Below are 23,934 nucleotides of genomic sequence, written 5' to 3'. Positions count from 1 at the left end.
CAGTTATTTTTAGTGGGTCGCCGCCCCTGCGACGCCGAGGTGGCGCTCGAGGACCGACGGGTCGGCCTTCAGCGCGGCGCTCGGGGAGTCGTGGACGATCGTTCCGCGCTCCAATATCACAACACGGTCGGCCAGCCTCAGAATCTTTTGGGCATTTTGCTCGACGATAATCGAGCAGATGCCGCCCGCCCGCGTGATGGTCCCAATCGCTTTCAAGAGCTCCTCGACGATGATGGGGGCAAGGCCCTCGGTCGGCTCGTCCAGGAGAAGCACTTTCGGATTGAGGGTCAGCGCGCGGCCGATCGCCAGCATCTGCTGCTCACCGCCGGAGAGCTGGTTGCCAAAATTGCTCCGCCGCTCCTTCAGCCGGGGGAACATCTCGTAGACCCTCTCGACGGTCCAGGGACCGGGCTGGGCCACTGCGGACATATTCTCCTCCACCGTGAGCGAGCGGAAGATGTTGCGCTCCTGCGGCACCCAGCCGATCCCGGAGCGCGCCCGTTGGTCGGGCCGCAAGGTCGTGACGTCGGTACCGGCGAGCCTGACAGTTCCGGAGAAGCGACGGGTGACGCCGACGATCGAGTTGATCAGCGTGGTCTTGCCGGTACCGTTGCGCCCCAACAGCGCCAGCACCTGGCCTTCGGCGAGACGCAGCGACATGTTCGGCAGCACCACGGCCTCGCCGTAGCCGGCGCGAAGTGAGTCGATCGCGAGCAGGTCAGACATTGACCGCCTCCTCGCCGAGATAGACCGCCTTGACCTGCGGGTCGCGCGCGACCTGCTCGGGCGGGCCTTCGGTGAGCAGCGCGCCGGAGACCAGGACAGAGATGCGGTCGGCGAAGGAGAACACGAGGTCCATGTCGTGCTCGATCAGTAGCACGGTAACGTCGCGCGGCAGGCTGCCGACGACGGCGAGAATGTCGTGGCGCTCGCTCTCGGGCACGCCGGCGGCGGGCTCGTCCAGCAGCAGCACGCGCGGCTTGGCGGCGATCGCGACCGCGATCTCGAGCAGGCGCTGCTTGCCGTAAGGCAGCGTCACCGTCTGTTCGTTCATGACGTCGAGCAGGTGGAAGCGCGTCAGGAGGTCGGCGATCTCGCCGTTGACGTCGCTGCGCGTGCCCATCCGCCGCCACCAGTCGCCGCCATGGCCGAGGCGCTCGGAGACAGCGAGACCGATGGTCTCGAGCGGAGTCAGGTCGGGATAGAGCTGGTTGATCTGGAAGGTGCGCGACAGGCCGCGCAACACGCGCTTGTGCACGGGCAGATCCGTGACGTCCTGGCCTTCGAGCAGGATGCGGCCCGAGTTCGGCTTGAGCACGCCGGTGAGCTGGTTGATCACCGTGGTCTTGCCGGCGCCGTTGGGGCCGATCAGCGCGTGGCGGGCGCCTTGTTCGATTTTTAGCGACAAGTCGCGGGTGACGCGCAGACCGCCGAACTGCTTTTCGAGATTCTGGGTTTCGAGCACGATGGTCATGCGTCGCTCTCCGGCACGGCGACGACGGCCTTGCGCCCCGCTATCTGCCTGATGACCAGATTGGGCACATACAGCATCCAGCGATGCAGGCGCTGGCGGCCGACCAGGACGATCACGACCAGCACGAGGCCGATCCAGAACTGCCAGTATTGCGGAGTGATGGTCGAGAACAATTCCTGCAGCATGCGAAACAGCACCGCGCCAATCAGCCCGCCGTAGAGATAGCCGGTGCCACCGATCACGAGCACAAGCATCAGGTCCGCCGAGCGCTCGAAGGCGAACACATCGAGCGAGGCGATCGCGGTAGTCTGGGTGAACAGCGCGCCTGCGATGCCGGCATAGAACGCCGCGAGCGTGTAGATCGCAATCAAGCGGCGGTTGACGGGGATGCCGATCGCGGCCGCGCGCAGCGGATTGTTCTTGATCGCGCGCAATGACAGCCCGAACGGGGAATGCACGACCCGGCGGGCGAACAGGAACAACAGGAACAGAACGGTGAGCGAATAGAAGAAGCCGGTCTTGCCGAACATGTCGAACGGAATCTCACCGAAGATCGGCTGCATCTCGATACCCTGCAGACCGTCGGTGCCGCCGGTGATGTTGGAGAAGCGTTCGGCCAATGCCTCAAGCAGCAAGGCGATGCCGAGCGTCACCATCAGTCGCGTCAGATCGACGCCGCGGATCACGAGGAAACTGGTAGCGAAGCCGAGCACCATCGCGACAACGCCGGCGACGACAAGCGCAAGCACGGGCTCGTTGATGATCCCGTGCAGCGCAAGAAGCCCCGCCGCGTACGCGCCGACGCCGAAGAAGGCGGCATGGCCGAGCGAGACGATGCCGGCGTAGCCGAGGATCAGATCGAGCGACATCGCAAACAGCGCGAGCCGCAGGATATCCGTCATGATCAAGTAGCGCGAGGGAAATACGAAGCCGCAGGCCAGCACGATCAGCCAGAAAGCGGCCTCGCCATAGTGCCAGCGTGCCTGGCGCTGGGCGTGATAGCCGACGTCGGAGGAGGCGCTCATCGGCGAACTCAACGCGCGGCCGTGCGGCCGAACAGACCGTTCGGGCGCCAGATCAGGATCACGATCATCATGGTGTAGATCACGAAAGGTCCCATCTTCGGCACGTAATATTTGCCGGCAACGTCGCCGATGCCGAGCAGCAGCGAGGCCAGAAACGGGCCGGTGATGGAGGACGAGCCGCCGACGGTGACCACGATCAGGAAGTAGATCATGAACTTCAGCGGAAAGTACGGGTCGAGGCCGAGGATCTCGGCGCTCAGCGCGCCGCCGAGACCGGCCAGGCCGCAGCCAAAAGCAAATGTGAAGGCGAACACCTGCGGCACGTTGATGCCGAGGGCGCTCGCGGCGCGGGGATCGTCGACCGCGGCGCGCAGGCGGCTGCCGAACCGCGTCTTGGCCAGCACCATTTGGAGACCGATGGTGAGCAGCCCGCAGATCACGATGATCATCAGCCGGTAGCGGCCGATGCCAACGCCGAACAGGTCGAACTGACCCTGGAGCGCCGCCGGCAGGTTGATGAACACCCGCGACGAGCCCTGGATGTAGTCGACGGCCGCGACCGACATGAACGTGAGGCCGATCGTGAATAGCACCTGGTCGAGATGGCTGCGCGCATAGAGGTGTCGGTACAGCGTGCGCTCGAGCACGATGCCGATCGCAGCGGAGGAGACGAATGCAAGCGGCAATGCCGCGAAGAATGGCCAGCCCATCCGGTTGACCAGCACCATGCAGACATAGCCGCCGGCCATGGCGAAGGCGCCATGGGCGAGGTTGACGAAGTTCATCAAGCCGAGCGTAACCGCGAGCCCGCAAGCCAGCACGAACAGCAGCATGCCGTAGGCGACGCCATCGAACAGGTTGGTGAGGATTGAGGTCATCGTCTCAGCTTGGCGTTATCGTGATGGCCGGGCTTGTCCCGGTCATCCCCGTTCTTGGTTCGGTTCTCGCGTAGATGCCGGGGTCAAGCTCGGGCATGACGAGAGTGGAGGGCGAGATCCCCGATGCGCGCTAATGCGCGCGCCGGGATGGCGCACTTTCGTGCGTCACTTCTTGGTCTTGCCGAGATCCTTGACGGCTTCGAAGGTCGCGAACTCGACGTTGTAGAGCTCGCCGTCGACCTTCTCGACCTTCCGGATGTAGATGTTCTGCACGATGTCGCGGGTCTCGGGGTCGATCGAGATCGGGCCGCGCGGGCTCTCCCACTTCTGGCCCTTCATCGCTTCGACCAGCTTGGTGCCGTCGGTGTCGCCATTGGTCTTCTTCAGCGCTTCGTAGATCAGGTGAATGCCGTCATAGCCACTCACCGCCATGAAGCCCGGCCGGTTTCCGTAGGCCTTCTTGTAGGCCGCGACGAAATCCTTGTTCATCTGCGAGGGATGCGCCGCGGAATAGAGGTGAGCGGTGACCGTGCCCAGCACGGCGTCGCCCATGTTGTTGAGGAGATCGTCGTCGGTCACGTCGCCCGGTCCGATCACCTTGATGCCGGCCTTGTCGAGCCCGCGTTCGGCATACTGCTTCATGAAGTTACCGCCCTGGCCGGCCGGCACGAACACGAAGATCGCGTCAGGCTTGGCATCCTTCATACGCTGGAGGAACGGTGCGAAATCAGGATTTGCAAGCGGCGTTTTGACCTCTTCGACCACTTCGCCGCCACCGGCGGTGAAGTTCTGCTTGAAGAAGTTGAGCGCGTCATTACCCGGCGCGTAGTCCGAGGTCAGCGTCGCCACCTTCTTGATGCCGTTTTTCACCGCCCAGTCGGCGATGATGGTGGACGACTGCGCCAGCGTGAAGCTGGTGCGCACGATATAGGGCGAGCGCTCGGTGATGATGGAGGTGCCCGCCGCCATCACGACCTCCGGGATCTTGGCTTGCGTGGCGAGCGGCGCCGCCGCGAGCGCGGCCGGCGTCACGCCGAAGCCGGCGATGAAATGGACCTTGTCGTTGACGATCAGCTCCTGCGCGGCGGTCTTGGTCTTGTCGGGAATCGCAGCATCGTCCTTGAGGATGATCTCGATTTTCTTGCCGGCGACGCTGTCGCCCTTCTGCTGCATGTAGAGCTTGATCGCGTTCTCGATCTGCTTGCCGGTCGAGGCCTGACCGCCGGTCATCGGCAGGATCAGGCCGACCTTGACGCTGTCCTCGGCCTTGGCCGGAGCGACGGCCACAAGGCCTGCGATGGCGGCAGCTGCTGTGGCCCAAGCAGTCCTTTTAGACAGTTTTTTGCGTTCGAACATCAGACGTCCCTCCCCTTCATTCCTAATCTCTTGTGCGCCGGACCGAGTGCCCGATCCTTGCCTTAAGTCTGGCTCACGCACGCGTGATGCCGCGCGCAACATGGCGTCTTTCGCGCCCTTATTGTCAATCGGACGTTTGGCGACCATTCGGCGCAAGCCGAGCGTTCCGATTGCCGACGGCAGAAGCAATATCGGGTCACATCTGGGTAACCCCGGCATCGTGACTGCGATCGCTATCTTTTGTACGATTGTACAAACAAAATGGACCTGTCAACGAGAAAGCCCCCTCTCGGACCAAGCCACTTTGTCGCGAGCCCCTTGCCGCAGCTAGAAACGCTGCCAGTCGCGTGGATGGAGGATTTTGCCTTTTGTTTGCCGAATTTGAACATGGCAAGGCTTGGCGCCGGCACAATCCGGTATCCAATTACCCACCTCGAATAAGTCTCTTTTACCTTGTTGAAGACTAATGTCCGGGCGACAGCCTGACCTGGCGTCCAACACGACTGACCTCGCCTCCGTACAATGCCTAGATCCTCTTGTTCCCTCCTGATCCTCCTCGCGCTCTCCGCGGGCCTGTCCGGCTGCGGCACAGTCAACGAAAAGCTCACGTCCGGCATGGGCGACTACGTCCCGCAATGGGCCGGCGGCTTGCCGGCGGACGCCCCGCCGCGGGCGGGCACGCCGCAATACGATGCCTACATGAAGGAGCGCGAGCGCAAGCGACTGATGCCGGCAGCGGATCGCGAAAAGGAAGAGCAGGCGCAGAAGGGCGCAACGGGCTCGGCGTCCGGCACCGCGGTGCGCTAGTCGCGCCCCCTCGCCGCTTGCGGCGAGAGTGAAGGAAATCAATCCACGAACACCACGGTCTTGCGGCCATTGAGGATGACGCGGTCGTTGAGATGATAGCGGATCGCGCGCGCCAGCACGCGGCGCTCGATGTCGCGGCCCTTTCGGACGAGATCCTCAGGCGTGTCGCGATGGCTGATGCGCTCGACGTCCTGGTCGATGATCGGGCCCTCGTCGAGGTCGCGCGTGACGTAGTGCGCGGTGGCGCCAATCAGCTTGACGCCACCCTCATGGGCCTGGTGATAGGGTTTTGCGCCCTTGAAACCTGGCAGGAACGAGTGGTGGATGTTGATGCAGCGTCCCGACAGATTTGCCGAGAGATCGTCGGACAATATCTGCATATAGCGGGCGAGCACGACGAGATCCGTCCCGGTCCTGGCGACGAGATCGAGGATCTGCGCTTCCTGCTCGCGCTTGGTCTCTTTCGTAACAGGCAGATAGTGGAACGGAACCCCGCCGAAATCGAGCCCGTCATAGACCTCGCGCGGATGATTGGAGACGATTGCGGCCAAAGTCATCGGCAGCTCGCCCGTGCGCCAGCGATAGAGGATGTCGACCAGGCAGTGATCGGACTTCGACACCAGCAGCATCACTTTGCGATGCGCAGCGCGATCGCGCATCTGCCATTCCATTCCGAAGCGCTCGGCGATCGCGGCAAAGCCGGTCTGGAGTGCCGACAGCTCCACGGCGAGATCGGCAGCGGTGAACACCACCCGCATGAAGAACTTGTTGGTCTCGGTGTCGTCGAATTGTTGGGCGTCGAGGATGTTCTGTCCGTTATGGGCCAGGAAGGTCGACACCGCCGAGACGATGCCGGGACGATCCGGACAGGACAGGGTCAGGACATATTGATGATCTGGCATGGGCCTTGATGAAGGTTTGGGCAGCGGCTGCGGAACGACCCGCGATTTGCGCCCTGCTCTATCACCGCCCCTACCTTGCGCCAATCCCGACCGTGGAGTCAGGATGAACGCACGATTGCTTTGACTGACCGGAGTAGGCTCATGGCCCACCGCTTGAACGGCACCCGCATCCTGATCCTGGAAACGCGCGAGGAGGCGCAGTTTTCGAAGCTGCTGGCCGAGCAAGGCGCCGAGGTCGTGCAATGCCCCATGTTCACCATCCAGGATGCACCGGACCCCACGCCGGTCGAGGCCTGGATCCGGCGCGCCATCGACAGACCCTTCGACGATCTCGTGCTGATGACCGGCGAAGGGCTGCGGCGAATCATGAAGCTCGCCGTCGCACGAGGGCTCGATCAGGCCCTCGTGGCGGCGCTTGCCAGATCGCGAAAATTCACCCGCGGCCCGAAGCCCGGCAAGGCACTGCGCGAAGTCGGGCTCGAGGCGCAGCAGACCACGGAAAAGCCGACCACCGAGGGCGTGATCGAGATGCTCGGCAAACTCGATTTGAAGGGGCACCGCCTCGGCCTCCAGCTCTATCCCGACAAGGATCACAGCGCGCTGACCGGTGCGCTGTCGGCGCAAGGTGCCGAGGTCGATACCGTGCTGCCTTATGCCTATGACACCAAGGCGGCGGACGCCAACATCGTCGCCGCCATTGATGACATGGCCGAAGGGCGGATCGATTCCATCGCGCTGACCAATCTCGGCCAGGTCCGACGGCTGATCGAAGCTGCGAGAGCCCACGGCAGCGAGGCGAAGCTGCGCGCGGGCCTCGAGCGGACGCTGATCGCGTCGATCGGACCGGCGGTCTCGGGCGAGCTCACCGCGCATGGTTTGCGCACGGACGTCTCGCCGGTGGAAGACCACTATTTCATGCGCCCGCTGGTCTCGGCGATGGCGGCAGCATTGGTGGACAAGCGGCCGAAGGTGGCGGAATGATCGCCTGACGCGGTGCCTAGCTTGCCATCTGCGAGGCGGCCGACATCAGCTCCTGCGGGCTCGGCGCGGCAAACATGCGATGGCCGCCTTCGGGCACCTCGGTAAAGCTCCAGCGCACAACACCCTCGCGGTCGAGCAGAAACTGCCCGAAGAGCTGGCCCTGGCCGGTTGCCGCCATGCGCTGATCGGCTTCCGTTATCTCATAGCCGTCCTTGTTATTGAGGTACTCCGCGGCCGCGGGCCGGTTCATCGGGCCGGGCAATTCGCCGGGCATGTCGACTTGCATGCTCATGACCACGTTCATGCCGACCTTGTGCGGCCACTCGGTCTCGTTCTCCGTGAACTCGAGATTGGGCAGACCGAACGCGCGGTGCGAGAGCCGCTCGGGATCGGACGCAGCGAGCAGGTTGGGCAACGGATGGTAACGGAAATAGAGTCGCGCGCGCTCGATCGGCGTGTTGACCACCGTGAGACTTTCGACGCCTTTCTCGTGCAAGGCGGCATCAAGTTGCGCCTGTGCCGCGATATGGCGGCGGCAGAACGGGCAATGCAGCCCCCGATACAGGCCCACCAATATCGGGCTTTGTCCGCGAAAGTCTTCGAGCGCGATCTTTCCGTCGCGTGTGATCGCGTCCAGCACGACGTTCGGTGCACGATCGCCCGGTTGAAGTGGTCCCTCGACGTGACGTTCAGACATGATGGCACTCCTTCACATGATCTAGTCAAGAAACGGCAGTACGATCAGCCCTGCGGGATCAAGCCCGTGCCGCGTGCAGACGTCCTGTGCCAGCGCGAAATATCGCTCGGCCTCGGGCATGTCGCCTCGATCAAGGTTCAGCGTCGCAAGACCATCATAGCATGGAAACAGCTGCTGCGGCTCGCCGGTTTCGCTCGCCACCTCGATTGCCTCATTGTAGCAACGAGCAGCCAGATCGGGCCGGAAATGGCATTGATGGATTTGCCCGAGCACGATCAACGGCACGGAGAGATGTTCGCGCTGATCAAGCGCGCGGTCGATTTCGATCGCCTTTTCGGCGGCCGGCACCCCCTCCTCAGTACATTTGTCGGTGAAAGTGCAACAGGCAACGGCAAAATTGGCGAGAAGGCGCGCCTGGAACCCGAGATCGCCGACCCGACGCGCGACATCGAGTCCGCGCCGGCAAATCTCCACGGCTTTCGCAGGGTCGACAATCGTGTAGAGCACACCGAGATTGGTGTAGCCACGGCAGGCCACGTTGAGGAGACCGGCGGCCTCGGCTGCTGCGACACTTTGCTCCACCTCGCGGACCGCCTCCTGGTGTCGGCCAAGCCGCGCCAGTGCCACCCCCTTGGTGTTGAGCGACTCTGCAATGGCGCGCGCCGCCTCGAATCCGACTTGCCTGTCGGCGTCCGCCGGTACGCTTCGGGCGTAGCCAAGCGCCTCGTCCGCCCATCTCGCGGCGGCCACGTGATCGCCCGTGCGAAACGAAAGACGGCCGCGCTCTTGCAGGAGGTGCGCCCACTCGATGGGCGCGTCGGTCCCTCCCAGCCGTTCGGCCGCCTCGGCATAATGCGCCTCTGCCTTGATCCGCTTGCCGGTGTCCCACAACAATCGGCCAAGCTTGCGGAGAATTCGCGCTTCGCCGATGCGGTCCTCCGCATTGCGATGACCTTCCAGCGCACTCTGGTAGTGCTCCTCAGCCGTGATCCTCCGGCCGGCCGCGGCACACAGCTCCGCGATCCGCTCGCAGAGGATCAGGCGTTCGGGCTCCCGTTCCCCACCGGCCAACAACACGGCGAGGGCCTGTTGGTACAAGCGGATGGCATCGTCATTGGCGTAGGTCGCGCGGGCGCGATCGCCGGCCGCGCGCAGATAGCGCGCACCTTTCGGCTTGCTCGCGCTCAGGCTGAAATGATGTCCGAGCAGTATGAGGTCCTCGAGGCGCTCGGGCTCATTGCCATAGAGCCGCTCCAGCGCGGCACCAATCCGTCCATGGAGCTCGATCCGACGCTGCAAGAGCAGGTTTTGATAGATCACGTCCTGAAGCATGGTTTGCGTAAAGCGATAAGATCGCAGCGAGATCGAGTTCGCGCCCGCGACCTCCTCGACAATCTCGGCATCGCACAGAAGTTCGAGCCCCGCTTCCACCTTCGTCCGCTGCGATGCCATCGCACCGAGAAGAGCCGCATCGAAACGTGGGCCGATCACCGCGGCCTCCTGGGCCAAGCGGCGCACCTCATGCGGCAGCCGGTCCAGGCGCGCCAGTAACAGGGCCTGAATGCTTGCCGGTATATCGGCGGCGGCTTCATCTGACTTGATCCGCCACCGTGAGCCGTCACGCTCCAAGGCGCCAGCTTCGATGAGACCGCGGATGATTTCCTCAAAGAAGAGTGGATTGCCGCCCGCGCGCTCCAGGATTCGACTGAACAGATTTCCCGGCGGTTCACTCCAACCGTGGCTGAAGTAGGCCGCGAGCAGCTTTTGTCCGTCTGCATCACCAAGCGGAAGCAATCGAAGGGTTGTATGGCTGATCCGCCCCGAGCCGAACTGATCCAGTTCCAGCATAGGCCGATGCGTAAACAACAGCATCAGCCGCGTACGCTCCAGCCGGTCCATCAGGAACCGCAGCGCTTCAAGCGATACGGCATCGGCCCAGTGCAGATCCTCGACAATGATCAGGAGCGGCGACAGGACCAGGCGCCGTTCGAACACGGTACGAATCGCAAAGAATATCTGCCGCCGAAGCTGCTCGGGCTCGACGTGCTGCAGCGCGGCGTCCGGATCGCCGAGGCCGAGAACGTGGAAATAAAGGGGCATCAGGCGATCGGCCTCTTCGACCGCAAGGCCGAGCTCCGACAGTGCCGTCGCCAGCTTGGCCTGGGCCTCCGCCACGGTCGTCTTCTGCGCGATGCCGTAGGCGCTGCGCAGCACAGCGGCAAGGGTGCCATAGGACTGTTCGCCCAGCGGCGAGCAGACAGCGCGCCGGATCGCCACGCCGGCGAAACGGTCCTCATCGCGGGCGTGGGCAACGAATTCGTCCACCAGACGCGTTTTGCCGATGCCGGCTTCACCGACCAGCCGCACCAGCTGCGCCGCGCCGCCACACGCGAGATCAAGATTGTCGACTAGACGGGCGAGCTCGGCGTCGCGCCCAATCACCGGCGCACTCAGGCCCAGCGTATCGAGGCCGCGTGCCGCACGGGGCGTGTCGAGCGGTCCGTTCAAGCGATGGACCAGGACGCTGCCCATCTTGCCCTTCAGCGAGACCTCGCCAAGCGATTCATATGAGAATGCATGCCGCGTAAGACGGTAGGTCAGCGGCCCGACCAGCACCTCGCCCGTGGAAGCCATCGACTGCAATCGTTGAGCCGTATTCACCGTATCGCCCGTGACCGAGTAGGATTTGGCAACTCCAACACCCAGTCGGCCAGCAACCACGTGCCCGGTGTTGATGCCGACATGAAGCAGGAGCGGTGACCCGGCATACGCCTTTGCACGTTCGCTGAGTTGCGCCGTTCGGCCGATCATGTCGAGCGCGGCGCGGACGGCCCGCTCGGGGTCGTCTTCGTGCGCGGCGGGCGCTCCGAATAGCGCAAGCAGCGCGTCGCCGATGAATTTGTCCACGAAGCCGCCAAAGCTTTGCACCGCCGCCGTTAGCTCCTCGAACAATTCGTTCTGAAGCGCCTGCATGACTTCAGGATCGAGTCGCTCGCTCATCGTGGTGAAGCCGCTAAGGTCGGCAAACAGCACGGTAATGGTGCGGCGGTTGGCTTCGCTGTCGATCTTGTCCGGCTGCGATCGAAACCCGTATTGGGCTTCGGCCGTCGGCGCCAGCGGTGGCGAGGACGCACTGGTCGGGACTGTCACGCGGCTGGCCCGCATTGATGCCTGCCCGCCTGACTTGGAGGCTTCACTGACGAGGACGCCGCATTTCGGGCAGTACGCGAAATCCGGTGCGCACGGATAGCCGCAGCCTGGGCAGGCGTTCGGCTGCTTCGTGCCGCATTTCGGGCAGAAGGCAAAGCCGCTCTGAACCTCGGAACCGCAACAGGAGCAGTTCATGGGTCGAGACCCCGCGGGCGCCGCGATGGCGCAGCCTGCTGGACCCGGTCAGATGGCCCAGGATCTCGGCAAGGATGGGCTCGTCGTGCCGGAAGAGCAAGCGGTGGGTTGCGGCGCTCGCAGTTGCGGCCGCGAACGCGGCTTCACTCCTCCCCGTACCCCCTTAGCCGTTCGATATCCAGAATAGTCACGCCACCATACTCCAACCGGAGCAAGCCCTCTTTCTCCAGCCGGTTCAGCGCGCGGTTGGCATTCTGGCGGGACATGCCGGAAAGCGCCCCGATCTCTTCCTGGGTGATCTCCAGATGCGCGGTGGATTCCGGATAGAGGATCGGATTGAATAGCGAAGCAATGCTGCGGGCAAGCCGCGCAGTGGCATCCAACGTGCGGTTGACCTCGAGCATGCCGATGAACTGGCCGAGCCGCTCGTTGAGCTGGCGTACCAGGAAGCGGTTGAAGCCGACGCTGTTCTCGAACAGCCACATGAAGGCGCTGCGTTCCATCAGCGCGACGCGGCTGTTGCGCAGCGCGACCACGTCATAGCGGCGCGGCTCGTTCTTGAGCACGCTGCCCTCGCCGAACCAGGCCCCTGCCGTCAGCCCGGCAAGACTCGTCTCCTTGCCGTCGCGCGAGACCCCACCCATCCGGGCAAGGCCGAAGACCATGCCGGCCCAATAGTCGAACGTGTCGCCGCGCATGAAGACGGTCTCGCCAGTGCCGTAGGACCGCTCCGTGATCCCGGTACGAGCGACCTCGATCTCCGCTTGCGTGAGCTCGCGCGACCAGGCAGCGACGCGCTTCAGTTGATCCTCTGAAATCATGATCCCGAAGCCAGCCGCACCGTTCGTCACTCCTGTTCTGCTGCAACGCAGCATGAGCGTTTCGACCACCATCCGACGAAAGATGGATGATCCCCCATCCAAAAACTTTGTCGCAGAATTGTCAGGCGGGAGACATTTTAAACTAACGCTTTCCCCTATTGAGGACCACCTCGGGCGATGCGGCTTTTGATCCCAAACGGGAACGAGAGCGGCGCGGCTCCGGTCGAGACCATCTGCTGCATGGCCTCACCGGCACGGTCGTACTAGGATCGCCCGATAGAACGGACGAAGAGCGCCACTGAAAGCGCCATCACCGGGAGGGATCTGTTTGGTGGCTACCAGTCTTGAAGTGCGCGGCGTGTCCTTGCGATTCGGCGGCGTTCGTGCGCTGACCGATGTCGGCTTCGCCATCAGGGAAGGCGAGCTGTTCTCGATCATCGGCCCCAACGGCGCCGGCAAGACCTCGATCGTGAACTGTATTTCCGGCCGCTACAAGCCGACCGAAGGCCAGCTGTTCTACCAGGGCCGCGACATCACCGGCCTGACGCCCAACGCGCGCGCGTCGCTCGGCATCGGCCGCACATTCCAGAACCTGGCGCTGTTCCACCACATGAGCGTGCTCGACAACATCATGGTCGGACGCCATCACCTCCTGAAGAACAATTTCCTCACGGGCTCGCTGTACTGGCTCACCGGCGCGCGCAAGGAAGAGCTCGAGCACCGCCGCAAGGTGGAAGAAATCATCGATTTCCTCGATCTCCAGTCGGTGCGAAAGGCGCCGGCCGGCACTCTCTCCTACGGCTTGCGCAAGCGCGTCGAGCTCGCCCGCGCCATGGCGCTGGAGCCGCGCCTCATTCTCCTCGACGAGCCGATGGCCGGCATGAACTTCGAGGAGAAGGAGGACATGGCCCGCTATATCGTCGATCTCAACGAAGAGTTCGGCATGACCGTAGTGATGATCGAGCACGACATGGGCGTGGTGATGGACATCTCCCACCGCGTCATGGTGCTGGATTTCGGCCGCAAGATCGCCGAGGGCGATCCGGCCGCCGTGCTCGCTGATCCCCACGTCAGGCGCGCCTATCTCGGCGAAGAGGACGAGGTGCTGGTCGATCCTGACGATGCGCCGCCGGCGCAGGAGAGCGCGGCATGATGGATTACGCAGGCCGCGTTGCGCAGGCCGACACCTATCCGAAGATGCTCCGGCTCAATGCGAAGGAGTACGGCAACGAAATTGCGCTGCGCGAGAAGGATCTTGGGCTGTGGCGCCCGTTCACCTGGAACGACTACCAGACGCGGGTCCGCGACTTCGCGCTCGGCCTCGTCGAACTGGGCCTTGGACGCCAGGATGTCATCGGCATCATCGGCGACAACCGGCCGGACTGGGTCGCGGCGGAAATCGCCACTCATGCGGTTGGAGGCTTGAGCCTCGGGCTCTATCGCGACGTGCTCGATGAAGAAGCTTCGTATCTCCTCAATTATGGCGAGGCGCAGCTCGTTTTCGCCGAGGACGAGGAGCAGGTCGACAAGCTGCTCACCCTGGCAGACCGCGTCCCAAAGCTGAAGCACATCATCTATTCCGATCCGCGCGGCATGCGGAAGTACGACGATCCGCGTTTGATGTCGGCGGAGACGTTTGCCGAGCTCGGCCGGGCGCGGGCTACGCGCGAACCGGAACTTTACGACCGGCTGGTGGACACGACCAAGGGCGAGGACGTCGCGATCCTCTGCACGACATCGGGCACCACCTCGCATCCAAAGCTTGCGATGCTCGCCGCCGGCCGCGTGCTCGGCCATTGCGCGACCTATCTCGCTTTCGACCCGAAAGGACCGGACGACGAATACGTGTCGGTGCTGCCGCTGCCCTGGATCATGGAACAGGTCTATGTACTCGGCAAAGGCCTCTTGTGCCGGATGAAGATCAACTTCGTCGAAGAGCCCGAGACCATGATGAACGATCTGCGCGAGATCGCACCGACGTTTGTCCTATTTGCACCGCGCGTTTGGGAATCGATCGCCGCCGATGTCCGCGCCAGGGTGATGGACGCAACGCCGTTCAAACAGCGCCTGTTCGACATCGGCATGAAGAGCGGGCTTGCCGCGCTCGAACAGGGCGAGCGTTCCGGCTTTGCCGACGCGATCCTGTTCCGTGCATTGCGCGACCGCCTCGGCTTCACTCGCCTGCGTTCAGCCGCAACCGGCGGCGCGGCACTCGGGCCCGAGACCTTCAAGTTCTTCCAGGCCATGGGCGTGCCGCTGCGCACGCTCTACGGCCAGACCGAGCTGCTGGGCGCCTACACGCTGCACCCGGCGGGCAAGGTCGATCCCGACACCACCGGCGTGCCGATGGCTGATAGCGTCGAGATCCGCATCGACAATGCCGACGTCCACGGCGTCGGCGAAATCGTGGTGCGGCATCCCAACATGTTCCTCGGCTACTACAAGAACCCGGAGGCGAGCGTCGCCGACGTCAAGGACGGCTGGATGCTGTCGGGCGACGCCGGCTATTTCAACGCGAATCGCCAGCTCGTGGTCATCGACCGCATCAAGGATCTGGCCGAGACCTCGCGCGGCGAGCGCTTCTCGCCGCAATTCATCGAGAACAAGCTGAAGTTCTCCCCCTATATCGCCGAAGCCGTGGTGCTGGGCTCGGGCCGCGACGCGCTCGCCGCAATGATCTGCATCCGCTACTCCATCATCTCGAAATGGGCGGAGAAGAACCGGCTCTCGTTTACGACCTACAGCGACTTGGCCTCGCGGCCCGAGGTTTATGCGCTACTCAAGAAGGAAGTCGAGACCGTCAACGCGACACTGCCGCCGGCACAGCGCATCTCCCGTTTCCTGCTGCTCTACAAGGAGCTCGACGCCGACGACGGCGAGCTCACCCGCACGCGGAAAGTCCGCCGCAGCGTCATCAACGAAAAATACGAAGGCATCATCGGCGCGATCTACCGCGGCCAGGCCGACATCCCCGTGGACACCGTGATCCGCTTCCAGGACGGCACCACGCAAAGGGTGCGGACGACGCTGCGAGTGGTGGATCTCGGCGGACCGGGGCATTTGGCGGAGGCGGCGGAGTGAACTTCGTGGCAATCACAGGTGCAATGCATATTGCTGCGCCCTCTCCCCTTGTGGGAGAGGGCATCTCCGCAGCCCGCTCTACCCTCACTTCGGCGAGGGGTCCTCTCTCCGCGCGTTCATTGCTGAGACAACCCCTCACCCGTCTTCGCTTCGCGAAGCCACCCTCGCCCACAAGGGGAGAGGGGAAGAGCGCGCCGGATTTGTCAGCGAGCACCACTTCATGAACACCGCCTTCCTCATCCAGCTCCTGGTCAACGGCCTCGTGGTCGGCACGCTCTATGGCGTGGTCGCGATGTCCTTTGTGCTGATCTACAAGGCTAGCCAGGTCGTCAATTTCGCGCAGGGCGAGCTCTTGCTTGTCGGCGCCTGGGTGTGCTGGACCTTGCTCGCGAAATACCAGGTGCCGTTCTGGATCGGCATGCCGATGACGCTGGTGTTCATGTTCGTGTTCGGCATCGCGGTGCAGGTCCTGATCCTGCGACCGATGATCGGCGAACCCATCATCTCGGTCATCATGGTGACGATCGGCCTCTCCACCGTGCTGCAGGCGACGCTGAAATGGATGTTCGGTGTCAATCCACAGCCGTTCCCGCGTGTGTTCGAGAGCCAGTCCGTCAGCCTGCTCGGGCTCCAGATCCAAACCGTCTATGTCATGAGCCTTGTCGTCTCGGTCGCGATGATGATCGGCATGGCCTGGTTCTTCCGCGCCTCGAAGTACGGACTTGCGATGCGCGCCACCGCGTTCAACCAGCAGGTGGCACAGTCGCTCGGCATCTCCGTGAAAAGCGTGTTCGCGATGGCGTGGGCGATCTCAGCGACGGTTTCGGCCGTCGCGGGCGTCGTCGTTGCCGTGGTGAACGGCGTCTCGTCCGGGTTGGCCGGCTACGGCATTAAGGTGTTTCCGGCGGCGATCCTCGGCGGACTCGATTCCGTCGGCGGCGCCGTGCTCGGCGGCATCATCATCGGCCTGCTCGAGAACATCGCGCAATATGTCGACAGCGAATACCTTCACTGGGGCAATCTCTACGAGATCGCGCCGTTCTACGTCCTCATCATCGTGCTGATGATCAAGCCCTACGGCCTGTTCGGCACCCACGACATCGAGCGGATCTGATCCATGGCCGGCCCTGTCCTCATCCCTGCTGGTGACTTCCGCACCTCCTATGCGGCCGACACCACGATCTTTCCGACCACGACCAGCCGCAATTTTGCGATCGTCGGCGTGCTGCTGCTGTGCTTCGCGCCCCAGTTCTTCAGCGGTTACTGGCTCAGTATCCTGATCCAGATCGGCATCTTCTCGATCGCGGCGCTGGGGCTGAACATCCTGGTCGGCTTCACCGGCCAGATCTCGATCGGCCATGCCGCCTTCTTCCTGCTCGGCGCTTTCACCTCGGCCTACATCTCCAACAACGCGCCGATCCCGGTGTTCTTCGCGATCCCGCTTGCCGGCATCATCACGGCGCTGGTCGGGCTGATCTTCGGCATCCCGGCGGCGCGCCTGAAGGGGCTCTACCTAGTGATCGCGACACTGGCCGCGCAATACATCCTGCTCGACTTCTTCTCCCGCGCCGAGTGGTTCACCGGCGGCTCGGTGCCCGCAAGCGCAAGTCCGTTCTCGATCTTCGGATACACGCTGCGCGGCGACAGGCAGTATTTCTACGTTGTGCTGGCCTATGTGCTGGCGAGCTACATCCTGGTCACCAATTTGATGCGTACCCGCGATGGCCGTGCGCTGGTGGCGATCCGCGACCATTATCTCTCCGCGGAGATCATGGGCATCAATCTCACAAAGTATCGCACGCTGTCGTTCGGCCTTGCCGCGTTCTTCGCCGGCATCGCCGGCGCGCTCTATGCGCACTACCAGCTCGTGGTATCGCAAGAGGGTTTCGGCATCGAACGTTCGATCCTGTTCCTCGCCATGATCATCATCGGCGGCACCGGTTCGATCATGGGCACGCTGATGGGCACCGCGTTCGTGGTGCTGCTGCCCGAGACGATGGAGTTCCTCAGCGTCGCGCTGAAGGGCGGCGCGATCGACAAGGCGCTGTCGCTCAACAACAACATCACCTTCCTGCGCGAGATCGCAATCGGGGTGATCATCATCGCGTTCCTGATGTTCGAGCCCGACGGGCTCGCCCATCGCTGGCGACAGATCAAGGCGTACTGGAAACTCTACCCGTTCTCGCATTGAGCGCGGGCAACTCGCTAACCAACCAATAAACAGGAGGAGGCAACCCATGAAGACAAAATCCCTTTTGAGCACCGCGTCGCTGGCGCTGGCGATCGCCGCATTCTCGGCAAGCGCGCAGGCGCAGATCGCGATCGGGCACCTCGCCGATTATTCCGGCGGCACCTCCGACGTCGGCACACCCTATGGCCAGGCCGTCGCCGACACCTTCGCCTGGGTCAACAAGAACGGCGGCGTCGGCGGCAAGCAGCTCAATGTCGACACCAACGATTATGGCTACCAGGTGCCGCGCGCCATCGCGCTCTACAAGAAGTGGTCGGCGCCGGACTCCAAGGTCGCGGCGATCATGGGCTGGGGCACGGCAGACACCGAGGCGCTGACCGGCTTCCTCGCCCAGGACAAGATCCCCGATCTCTCCGGCTCCTACGCCGCCGCCCTCACCGATCCCGAAGGTGTCAGCGGCAAGGCCAAGCCCGCGCCGTACAATTTCTTCTACGGGCCGAGCTATTCGGACTCGCTCCGCGCCATGCTGATGTGGGCGGCCGAGGACTGGAAGGCCAAGGGCAAGCCCGGCAAGCCGAAATTCGTCCACATGGGTGCCAACCACCCGTATCCGAACGCACCGAAGGCCGCCGGCGAAGCCATGGCGCAGGAGCTCGGTTTCGAGGTGCTACCGCCGCTGGTGTTCGCGCTCGCGCCGGGTGACTACAGCGCGCAGTGCCTGAGCCTGAAATCCTCGGGCGCCAACTACGCCTATCTCGGCAACACCGCCGCGTCCAACATCTCGGTGATGAAGGCCTGCAAGACCGCCGGAGTCGACATCCAGTTCATGGGCAATGTCTGGGGCATGGACGAGAACGCCGCCAAGACCGCCGGCGATGCCGCCGACGGCGTGATCTTCCCGCTGCGCACCGCTGTGAGCTGGGGCGGCGATGCGCCCGGCATGAAGACCGTGATGGAGATCTCGAAGATGTCCGACCCGACCGGCAAGGTCTATCGGCCCGTGCACTACATCGCGGCGGTGTGCTCGGCGCTCTACATGAAGGAGGCGATCGATTGGGCCGCCAAGAACGGCGGCGCCACCGGCGAGAACGTCGCCAAGGGCTTCTACCAGAAGAAGGACTGGGTGCCGGCAGGTGTGGAAGGCGTCTGCAATGCCTCGACCTGGACCGACAAGGACCACCGCGGCACGCTGAAGGTCGATCTCTACCGCACCAAGATTGCGGGCGCGACCGACGGCGACCTCAACGACCTCATGGCCAAGGGTGCGATCAAGCTCGAGAAGGTCAAGACCGTCGAGCTGCCGCGCAAGCCGGAATTGCTGGGCTGGTGAGCCTCGCTTTCGCCCTCCGCACAACTGTCATCCCCCGCCTTGTGCGTAGCGCGCACTGGAGCGGGGGATCCAGTACGCCGCGGCTTCCCGGTGAATCTCCGGCGTCTCTGGAATACTGGGTCACCCCGCCCCAGTGCGCAATTGCGCACAAGGCGGGTGACGTCATCGAGAGAGTAACTGACCATGAGTGAAGCGGCTCACATCGAGCGTCCCTCCCCCGGAATCGTACCCGCGCCGCCCCTCCTTGCCGTGCGCAACATCGAGGTCGTCTATGACGATGTCATCCTGGTGCTGCGCGGTCTCAGCCTCGACGTGCCCAAGGGCGCGATCGTGGCGCTGCTCGGCGCCAATGGCGCCGGCAAGTCGACGACGCTGAAGGCGATCTCTGGGCTGCTCAAGACCGAGGATGGCGAAGTCACGCGCGGCGAGATCTTGTTCGAGGGGGAGCGCATCAACGGCATCGATCCCGACAAGATCGTCCGCCGCGGCATCTTCCAGGTGATGGAGGGCAGGCGCATCGTCGCCGACATGACCTCGCTGGAAAACCTCAAGCTCGGCGCCTTCACCCGCAGGGACCGCGAGGTCGGCGCCGATCTGGACATGGTCTTCAACTACTTCCCGCGCCTGAAGGAGCGCACCGGGCTGGCCGGTTATCTTTCCGGCGGCGAGCAGCAGATGCTCGCGATCGGCCGCGCGCTGATGGCGCGCCCGAAGATGATCCTGATGGACGAACCCTCGATGGGTTTGTCGCCGCTGCTGGTGAAAGAGGTGTTCTCGATCATCCACAAGATCAATCGTGACCTCGGCGTCACCATTCTCCTGGTCGAGCAGAACGCCCGCGCTGCGCTGTCGGTGGCAAGCCACGGCTACATCATGGAGCAGGGCAAGGTCGTGCTCGACGGCACCGCGGACGAATTGCGCGACAACGAGGACGTCAAGGAATTCTACCTCGGCGGCGCCGGCGACCAGCGCAAGAGCTTCAAGAACCTCAAGAGCTTCAAGCGGCGCAAGCGCTGGCTTTAACCTTCCAATACCTGTTCCGCTTCCGTGACTGCGCAGAGAACATGATAGAACGACGACGCAGGAATGGTGTCGATCAGCGATTTGCCGTCGCGCTCGAACTGGTCGTACCAGCCGCCCCGCACGGGATGGCTGAGATAATGGCGTTCGAGCCGCGCCAGCGCCATGCGCGCCTCCTCCGCCGCGCCCGCCTCGCCGGATTCGGCCTGCGCGATCCACGCCTTCGCAATCTCGGTCTGTGGCCACAGCCGGCGTGTAGTGCGGCGAATGTTGCCGGCGTCGTCACCCTCGTCGATCAGGCAGCCGGTGGCCTCGTCGCGATAGCGCAGCGCGGTTTCCAGCAGCTCGGCGCGCCGCTGTCCGGTCGGGCAGCCCGTGATGCGCTCGAACCCCTTCAGCAACCAGACCCATTCCGCCTGGTGGCCGGGCTCGACGCTGACTGGCGCGATCTTCGACCAGTCCTCTTCGAAATATTCGCCGAGCGCGCGCGTTCGCTTGTCGTAGAGATTGGCGAGAAAGAGCGCGAAGAACTCGCCGGCACGGTTCTGGAACGACAAATCGTGGGTTGCGTCGAAGCACGCGATCATCGCCTCGAACAGATGCATATGCGGGTTCTGCCGGCGCGGCAGCGAGACCGGAAGGCCTTCGTGGACGCCGCCGTGCGGCGAGCGCAGATGGCCATCGAGGAAGGCGAGCAGCGCATCGATCTCGGCGCGAATTTGTGCGTCCTGGTCGAGCGCATAGGCGGCCGCGAGCGCAAACAGGATGAAGGCGTGGTCGTAGGCGTCGCGCCGGCCGTCCAGCACCGCGCCCTCTGGCGTCAGCCGGTGCACGTAGCCGGGCCGGCCGTCGGGCGTCTTTGCTTTGGCGAGCAGATGCTCGAGCCCCTTCAGTGCGATGGCGCGCCCCTCAGGGTACCAGCCCATCTGCGCAGCCTTGGCGTAGCACCAGATCTGGCGGGCCTGCACGAACACCCGGCGCGGCGCGGTCACGTCCGCCCTGCCGTCGCGGTGCAGCCGATCGATGAAACCACCCGCGCCATGGTCCCAGCCGACCGTCGACCACAGCGGCAGCGCCTCGTCGATCATGCGGCGCTTCAGGCGCGCGACGACGTCCGCCGCCTCGTCCGCCGCACTGATTCCCGCGTCCGCCATCGCGTCCTCTTCAAACCTCGCCAATGGCCGTCTGATACCCATGCCGGCGGCGGCGTGCAACGGATGCCAACCCGGAAAGATCAGCCATGACCGCCCATTACGACGCCCTCGAGACGCGCGAACAAGCCGCGCGCGAGGCCGATCTGTTCGCCCGCCTGCCAGGCGTGCTGCGCTCTGCGATGACCGCGCCCGCCTATGCCGATCGGCTGAAAGGCGTGGATCCGGCCGCCGTGACCTCCAGGGCGGCTCTGGCGGGCCTGCCTGTGCTGCGCAAGTCGGAATTGCCGGCCCTGCACAAGGCCTCCACGCCCTTCGGAGGGTTCGTCGCGGCGGCGCCCGGCTCGTTCGCCCGCCTCTTCACCTCCCCCGGGCCGATTTTTGAGCCGGAGGGGCGGCAGCCTGACCCCTGGCGCGGCGCGCGGGCGCTGTTCGCGGCCGGGTTCCGGCCCGATGACATCGTGCTCAACACCTTCAGCTACCATCTCACCCCCGGCGGCTTCATCTTCGATGCGTCGGCGCGCGCGCTCGGCTGCGCCGTGATCCCCGCAGGTCCCGGCAATACCGAGCAGCAATTCGAGCTGATAGAGGCCTACCGTCCCGTCGGCTACAGCGGCACGCCGGACTTTCTGAAAATATTGCTCGATGCTGCCGCAAGCTCGGGCCGCGACGTCTCCTCGATCAAGCGCGCGCTGGTCTCCGGCGCGGCGTTCCCGCCCTCGCTCCAGGCCGAGATAAAGGCGCGCGGCATCGACGCCTACCAAGCCTTCGGCACCGCCGATCTCGGCCTCATCGCCTTCGAGACCGCGGCGCGCGAGGGCATGGTCGTGAACGAGGATCTGATCATGGAGATCGTCAAGCCCGGTACCGGCGATCCCGTGGCACCCGGCGACGTCGGTGAGATCGTCGTGACCTCGCTCGACCCGCACCATCCCTGGATCCGGCTCGCTCTCGGCGACCTCACCGCGGCACTGCCGGGGACCAGCCCCTGCGGGCGCACCAACATGCGCATCAAGGGCTGGATGGGCCGCGCGGACCAAACCACCAAGGTCAAAGGCATGTTCGTCCGCCCCGAGCAGGTCGCCGAGATCGGTAAGCGCCATTCCGCGCTCGGAAGATTACGCCTCGTCGTCACGCGCCAAGGCGAGGCCGATGCAATGACGCTGAAAGCGGAGACGGCGGCCGCGAACGATGCGTTGCGCGAGGAGATTGCAGGCACCTTGCGCGCCGTGACGAAACTCGGAGGCGAGGTTGAACTGGTGAGGCCCGGTGCGCTGCCGAACGACGGTAAGGTGATCGCGGACGAGCGGTAGAACTGACCTTATTCTCGTAGCACCGAATATTTCGCCAAAACAAGTTATGTTCGGGCGAAACTTGCGCAAAACGCCCGAAATCCGAGGGTTGCGCGCTCCACATGCAGCGGGGTCGAAAAATGACAGGCAAGGGATCATCATAGATTTGCTGCCGGCGGCGCTCGGCAATACCTTTCTCGTGTTCTACCTCGTGCTCGATCTTTGGCGCGGCGAACGTGGATTTCATTTTCCGAGCTTGCTGGCTTGGTTTCACCGTCTCGACGGGGGGACTGCTGAGCTATTTAGTGCTCGCAGGTAGCGGGTGGAACATCTCCCCCGCGTACTTGATTGCCACGGGTCTCGCCACGGCCATGACGGTGCGGCTCCTTAAGAGTCGCAGTGCGCCTTGGCCAGTTCCAATGATGCACAGGTCTGACGTTGCGTAAGCCTCGAATCGCCTTTCAGACCAGGCAAGCGCGACGTCCGCTTTGGGCCGCAGCGACGGCAAGGTTCAATCAGTCAGCTGAGATCAACTAGAGCGAGATACTTGAGATTCGCAAATCAGGGTGTCTCTGATCACCACCATGCTTGCTGGGCGTAGGGCAGCATGGATGGCCAAGCCTTACTCTCTCGATCTTCGCAAGAGCGTAGTCGCAGCGGTTGAGGGCGGAATGTCCCGCAATCACCCAGGCGCAGTTGCCCTCCAGTCTGGGCAAAAAATGGCTGCTGGTTAAGCATTCTAATCCGCGGTGTGTCTTCCGCACTACAGCAAATTCGGCGGACTGGGGTAGCTCTTGGGAGAGCTTCTGAAACTTGAAAGAACCAAAATGAAAAAGTTCCTACTCGCTACCGTCGCTTTTGCGTCCTAGCGGGTACGGCATCGGCAGCTGATATGGCCGCGCGTCCTTACACCAAAGCCCCAGCGATGGAGGCCTCGCCGATTTACAACTGGACCGGCTTTTACATCGGCGGTCACGTCGGTGGCGCATTCGGTGGCAACAACAACATTCTGGCCCCCGGCTTCACCGGCACCAACAGCAACGATGGTGTGTTCATGGGCGGCGCGCAGGTCGGTTACGACCATCAGTTCTCACCGAACTGGGTGCTGGGCATTGAAGCGAACTACAGCTTCCTCGACACCAATGACAATTCCTTCGTCAACCGTGGGCTCGGTTCGGTCACCGGTCGCCTTGGCTACACCTGGGGTCCGGCGATGGTGTACGTCAAAGGCGGTTATGCCTGGGCTGACTCCCGCCTTACGAATGGCTTCGGCGGCGGCACCTTCACCAACAACGGCGGTGGTCGCGACGGCTACACGGTAGGCGGTGGTCTCGAATACCTGTTCGCCCAGAACTGGTCGGGCAAGGTCGAATATCAGTACTATGACTTCGGCACGCGGAACGCTCTCTTCACCAGCGCCGGAGGTGTTGTTACCGCCGTCGGCTTCCGCAATGACGAGCACACCATCAAGGCCGGCCTGAACTATCGGTTCAATTGGGGCGCTGCCTCGGCGTCTCGTTACTGACGGCTTTCATATCACATAATCTACCTAAAGGGTCAGCCATCAGCCTGGCCCTTTTTCA

The 23,934-nt window shown here is 63.6% G+C and carries 19 protein-coding genes and 1 pseudogene; 10 read left to right on the top strand and 10 right to left on the bottom strand.

The features are described from left to right. Positions 1-9: 9 nt before the first annotated feature. From RX329_RS14805 to RX329_RS14785, 5 genes are all read right to left on the bottom strand, one after another. Entirely contained in the window at positions 10-726 is a 717-nt protein-coding gene (locus RX329_RS14805; protein WP_247378056.1) for an ABC transporter ATP-binding protein, read from the bottom strand. Beyond that, positions 719-1,474 carry an ABC transporter ATP-binding protein gene (locus tag RX329_RS14800; RefSeq protein ID WP_085394522.1) on the bottom strand — a complete coding sequence of 252 codons (756 nt, stop codon included), beginning with the start codon at positions 1,472-1,474 and terminating at the stop codon, positions 719-721. Before RX329_RS14800 ends, RX329_RS14805 begins: the two co-directional genes overlap by 8 nt. Next, positions 1,471-2,499: a branched-chain amino acid ABC transporter permease gene (locus RX329_RS14795; protein WP_085348722.1), complete on the bottom strand. Its 1,029-nt coding sequence runs from the start codon at positions 2,497-2,499 to the stop codon at positions 1,471-1,473. The genes RX329_RS14800 and RX329_RS14795 overlap by 4 nt, the downstream gene beginning before the upstream one ends. A gap of 8 nt (positions 2,500-2,507) precedes the next feature. Further along, positions 2,508-3,377 carry a branched-chain amino acid ABC transporter permease gene (locus RX329_RS14790; RefSeq protein WP_317246067.1) on the bottom strand — a complete coding sequence of 290 codons (870 nt, stop codon included), beginning with the start codon at positions 3,375-3,377 and terminating at the stop codon, positions 2,508-2,510. A gap of 165 nt (positions 3,378-3,542) precedes the next feature. Continuing rightward, positions 3,543-4,733, bottom strand: coding sequence for an ABC transporter substrate-binding protein (locus RX329_RS14785; RefSeq protein WP_317246066.1), 1,191 nt, complete (start codon positions 4,731-4,733; stop codon positions 3,543-3,545). A 522-nt stretch (positions 4,734-5,255) separates the two neighbouring features. Here RX329_RS14785 and RX329_RS14780 point away from each other — a divergent pair. Continuing rightward, a complete protein-coding gene (locus tag RX329_RS14780) occupies positions 5,256-5,540 on the top strand; it encodes a hypothetical protein (protein WP_317246065.1) in 285 nt (94 codons plus the stop codon). A gap of 38 nt (positions 5,541-5,578) precedes the next feature. Here RX329_RS14780 and purU read toward each other — a convergent pair whose 3' ends face one another. Beyond that, positions 5,579-6,442 carry a formyltetrahydrofolate deformylase gene (purU, locus tag RX329_RS14775; RefSeq protein WP_317246064.1) on the bottom strand — a complete coding sequence of 288 codons (864 nt, stop codon included), beginning with the start codon at positions 6,440-6,442 and terminating at the stop codon, positions 5,579-5,581. A gap of 141 nt (positions 6,443-6,583) precedes the next feature. Between purU and RX329_RS14770 the strand changes: the two genes are divergently transcribed. After that, the gene (locus RX329_RS14770; RefSeq protein WP_317246063.1) at positions 6,584-7,423 is read left to right on the top strand and encodes a uroporphyrinogen-III synthase; all 840 of its coding nucleotides are present in this window, start codon (positions 6,584-6,586) and stop codon (positions 7,421-7,423) included. Positions 7,424-7,439: 16 nt separating this feature from the next. Here RX329_RS14770 and RX329_RS14765 read toward each other — a convergent pair whose 3' ends face one another. From RX329_RS14765 to RX329_RS14755, 3 genes are all read right to left on the bottom strand, one after another. Beyond that, entirely contained in the window at positions 7,440-8,120 is a 681-nt protein-coding gene (locus tag RX329_RS14765; protein ID WP_085359998.1) for a redoxin domain-containing protein, read from the bottom strand. Positions 8,121-8,141: 21 nt separating this feature from the next. Further along, on the bottom strand, positions 8,142-11,465 hold the full coding sequence (locus RX329_RS14760) for an adenylate/guanylate cyclase domain-containing protein (protein WP_317246062.1): 3,324 nt from the start codon (positions 11,463-11,465) through the stop codon (positions 8,142-8,144). A gap of 143 nt (positions 11,466-11,608) precedes the next feature. Further along, complete coding sequence (locus RX329_RS14755) at positions 11,609-12,286, bottom strand: Crp/Fnr family transcriptional regulator (RefSeq protein WP_026233339.1); 678 nt, start codon at positions 12,284-12,286, stop codon at positions 11,609-11,611. 331 nt (positions 12,287-12,617) lie between these two features. Between RX329_RS14755 and RX329_RS14750 the strand changes: the two genes are divergently transcribed. The 6 genes from RX329_RS14750 to RX329_RS14725 all read left to right on the top strand — a co-directional run bounded on the left by RX329_RS14750 (position 12,618) and on the right by RX329_RS14725 (position 19,911). After that, positions 12,618-13,439, top strand: coding sequence for an ABC transporter ATP-binding protein (locus RX329_RS14750; protein WP_007601963.1), 822 nt, complete (start codon positions 12,618-12,620; stop codon positions 13,437-13,439). Then, positions 13,436-15,367: a long-chain fatty acid--CoA ligase gene (locus RX329_RS14745; protein ID WP_317246061.1), complete on the top strand. Its 1,932-nt coding sequence runs from the start codon at positions 13,436-13,438 to the stop codon at positions 15,365-15,367. The genes RX329_RS14750 and RX329_RS14745 overlap by 4 nt, the downstream gene beginning before the upstream one ends. Positions 15,368-15,587: 220 nt before the next feature. Continuing rightward, positions 15,588-16,481 (top strand): branched-chain amino acid ABC transporter permease, encoded by an 894-nt coding sequence (locus RX329_RS14740; RefSeq protein WP_018457279.1) that lies wholly within the window; start codon positions 15,588-15,590, stop codon positions 16,479-16,481. A gap of 3 nt (positions 16,482-16,484) precedes the next feature. Beyond that, a complete protein-coding gene (locus tag RX329_RS14735) occupies positions 16,485-17,558 on the top strand; it encodes a branched-chain amino acid ABC transporter permease (RefSeq protein WP_247474531.1) in 1,074 nt (357 codons plus the stop codon). Between the two features lie 46 nt (positions 17,559-17,604). Beyond that, positions 17,605-18,888, top strand: coding sequence for an ABC transporter substrate-binding protein (locus RX329_RS14730; protein ID WP_317246060.1), 1,284 nt, complete (start codon positions 17,605-17,607; stop codon positions 18,886-18,888). A 183-nt stretch (positions 18,889-19,071) separates the two neighbouring features. Continuing rightward, positions 19,072-19,911: an ABC transporter ATP-binding protein gene (locus RX329_RS14725; protein WP_317246059.1), complete on the top strand. Its 840-nt coding sequence runs from the start codon at positions 19,072-19,074 to the stop codon at positions 19,909-19,911. Here the strand turns inward: RX329_RS14725 and RX329_RS14720 are convergent. Continuing rightward, a complete protein-coding gene (locus tag RX329_RS14720) occupies positions 19,908-21,062 on the bottom strand; it encodes an AGE family epimerase/isomerase (protein WP_317246058.1) in 1,155 nt (384 codons plus the stop codon). The genes RX329_RS14725 and RX329_RS14720 overlap by 4 nt on opposite strands. Before the next feature lie 86 nt (positions 21,063-21,148). Here RX329_RS14720 and RX329_RS14715 point away from each other — a divergent pair, with 86 nt between their 5' ends. After that, positions 21,149-22,372, top strand: a complete 1,224-nt coding sequence (locus tag RX329_RS14715; protein ID WP_317246057.1) for a phenylacetate--CoA ligase family protein — start codon at positions 21,149-21,151, stop codon at positions 22,370-22,372. Positions 22,373-23,178: 806 nt separating this feature from the next. Continuing rightward, a pseudogene (locus RX329_RS14710) lies at positions 23,179-23,876 on the top strand (outer membrane protein). Positions 23,877-23,934: the final 58 nt, after the last annotated feature.

Origin of the sequence: Bradyrhizobium sp. BWC-3-1 (assembly GCF_032917965.1) — a bacterium.
Lineage (GTDB): Bacteria > Pseudomonadota > Alphaproteobacteria > Rhizobiales > Xanthobacteraceae > Bradyrhizobium > Bradyrhizobium canariense_D.
This window is presented reverse-complemented; position numbering and strand designations above follow the sequence as displayed.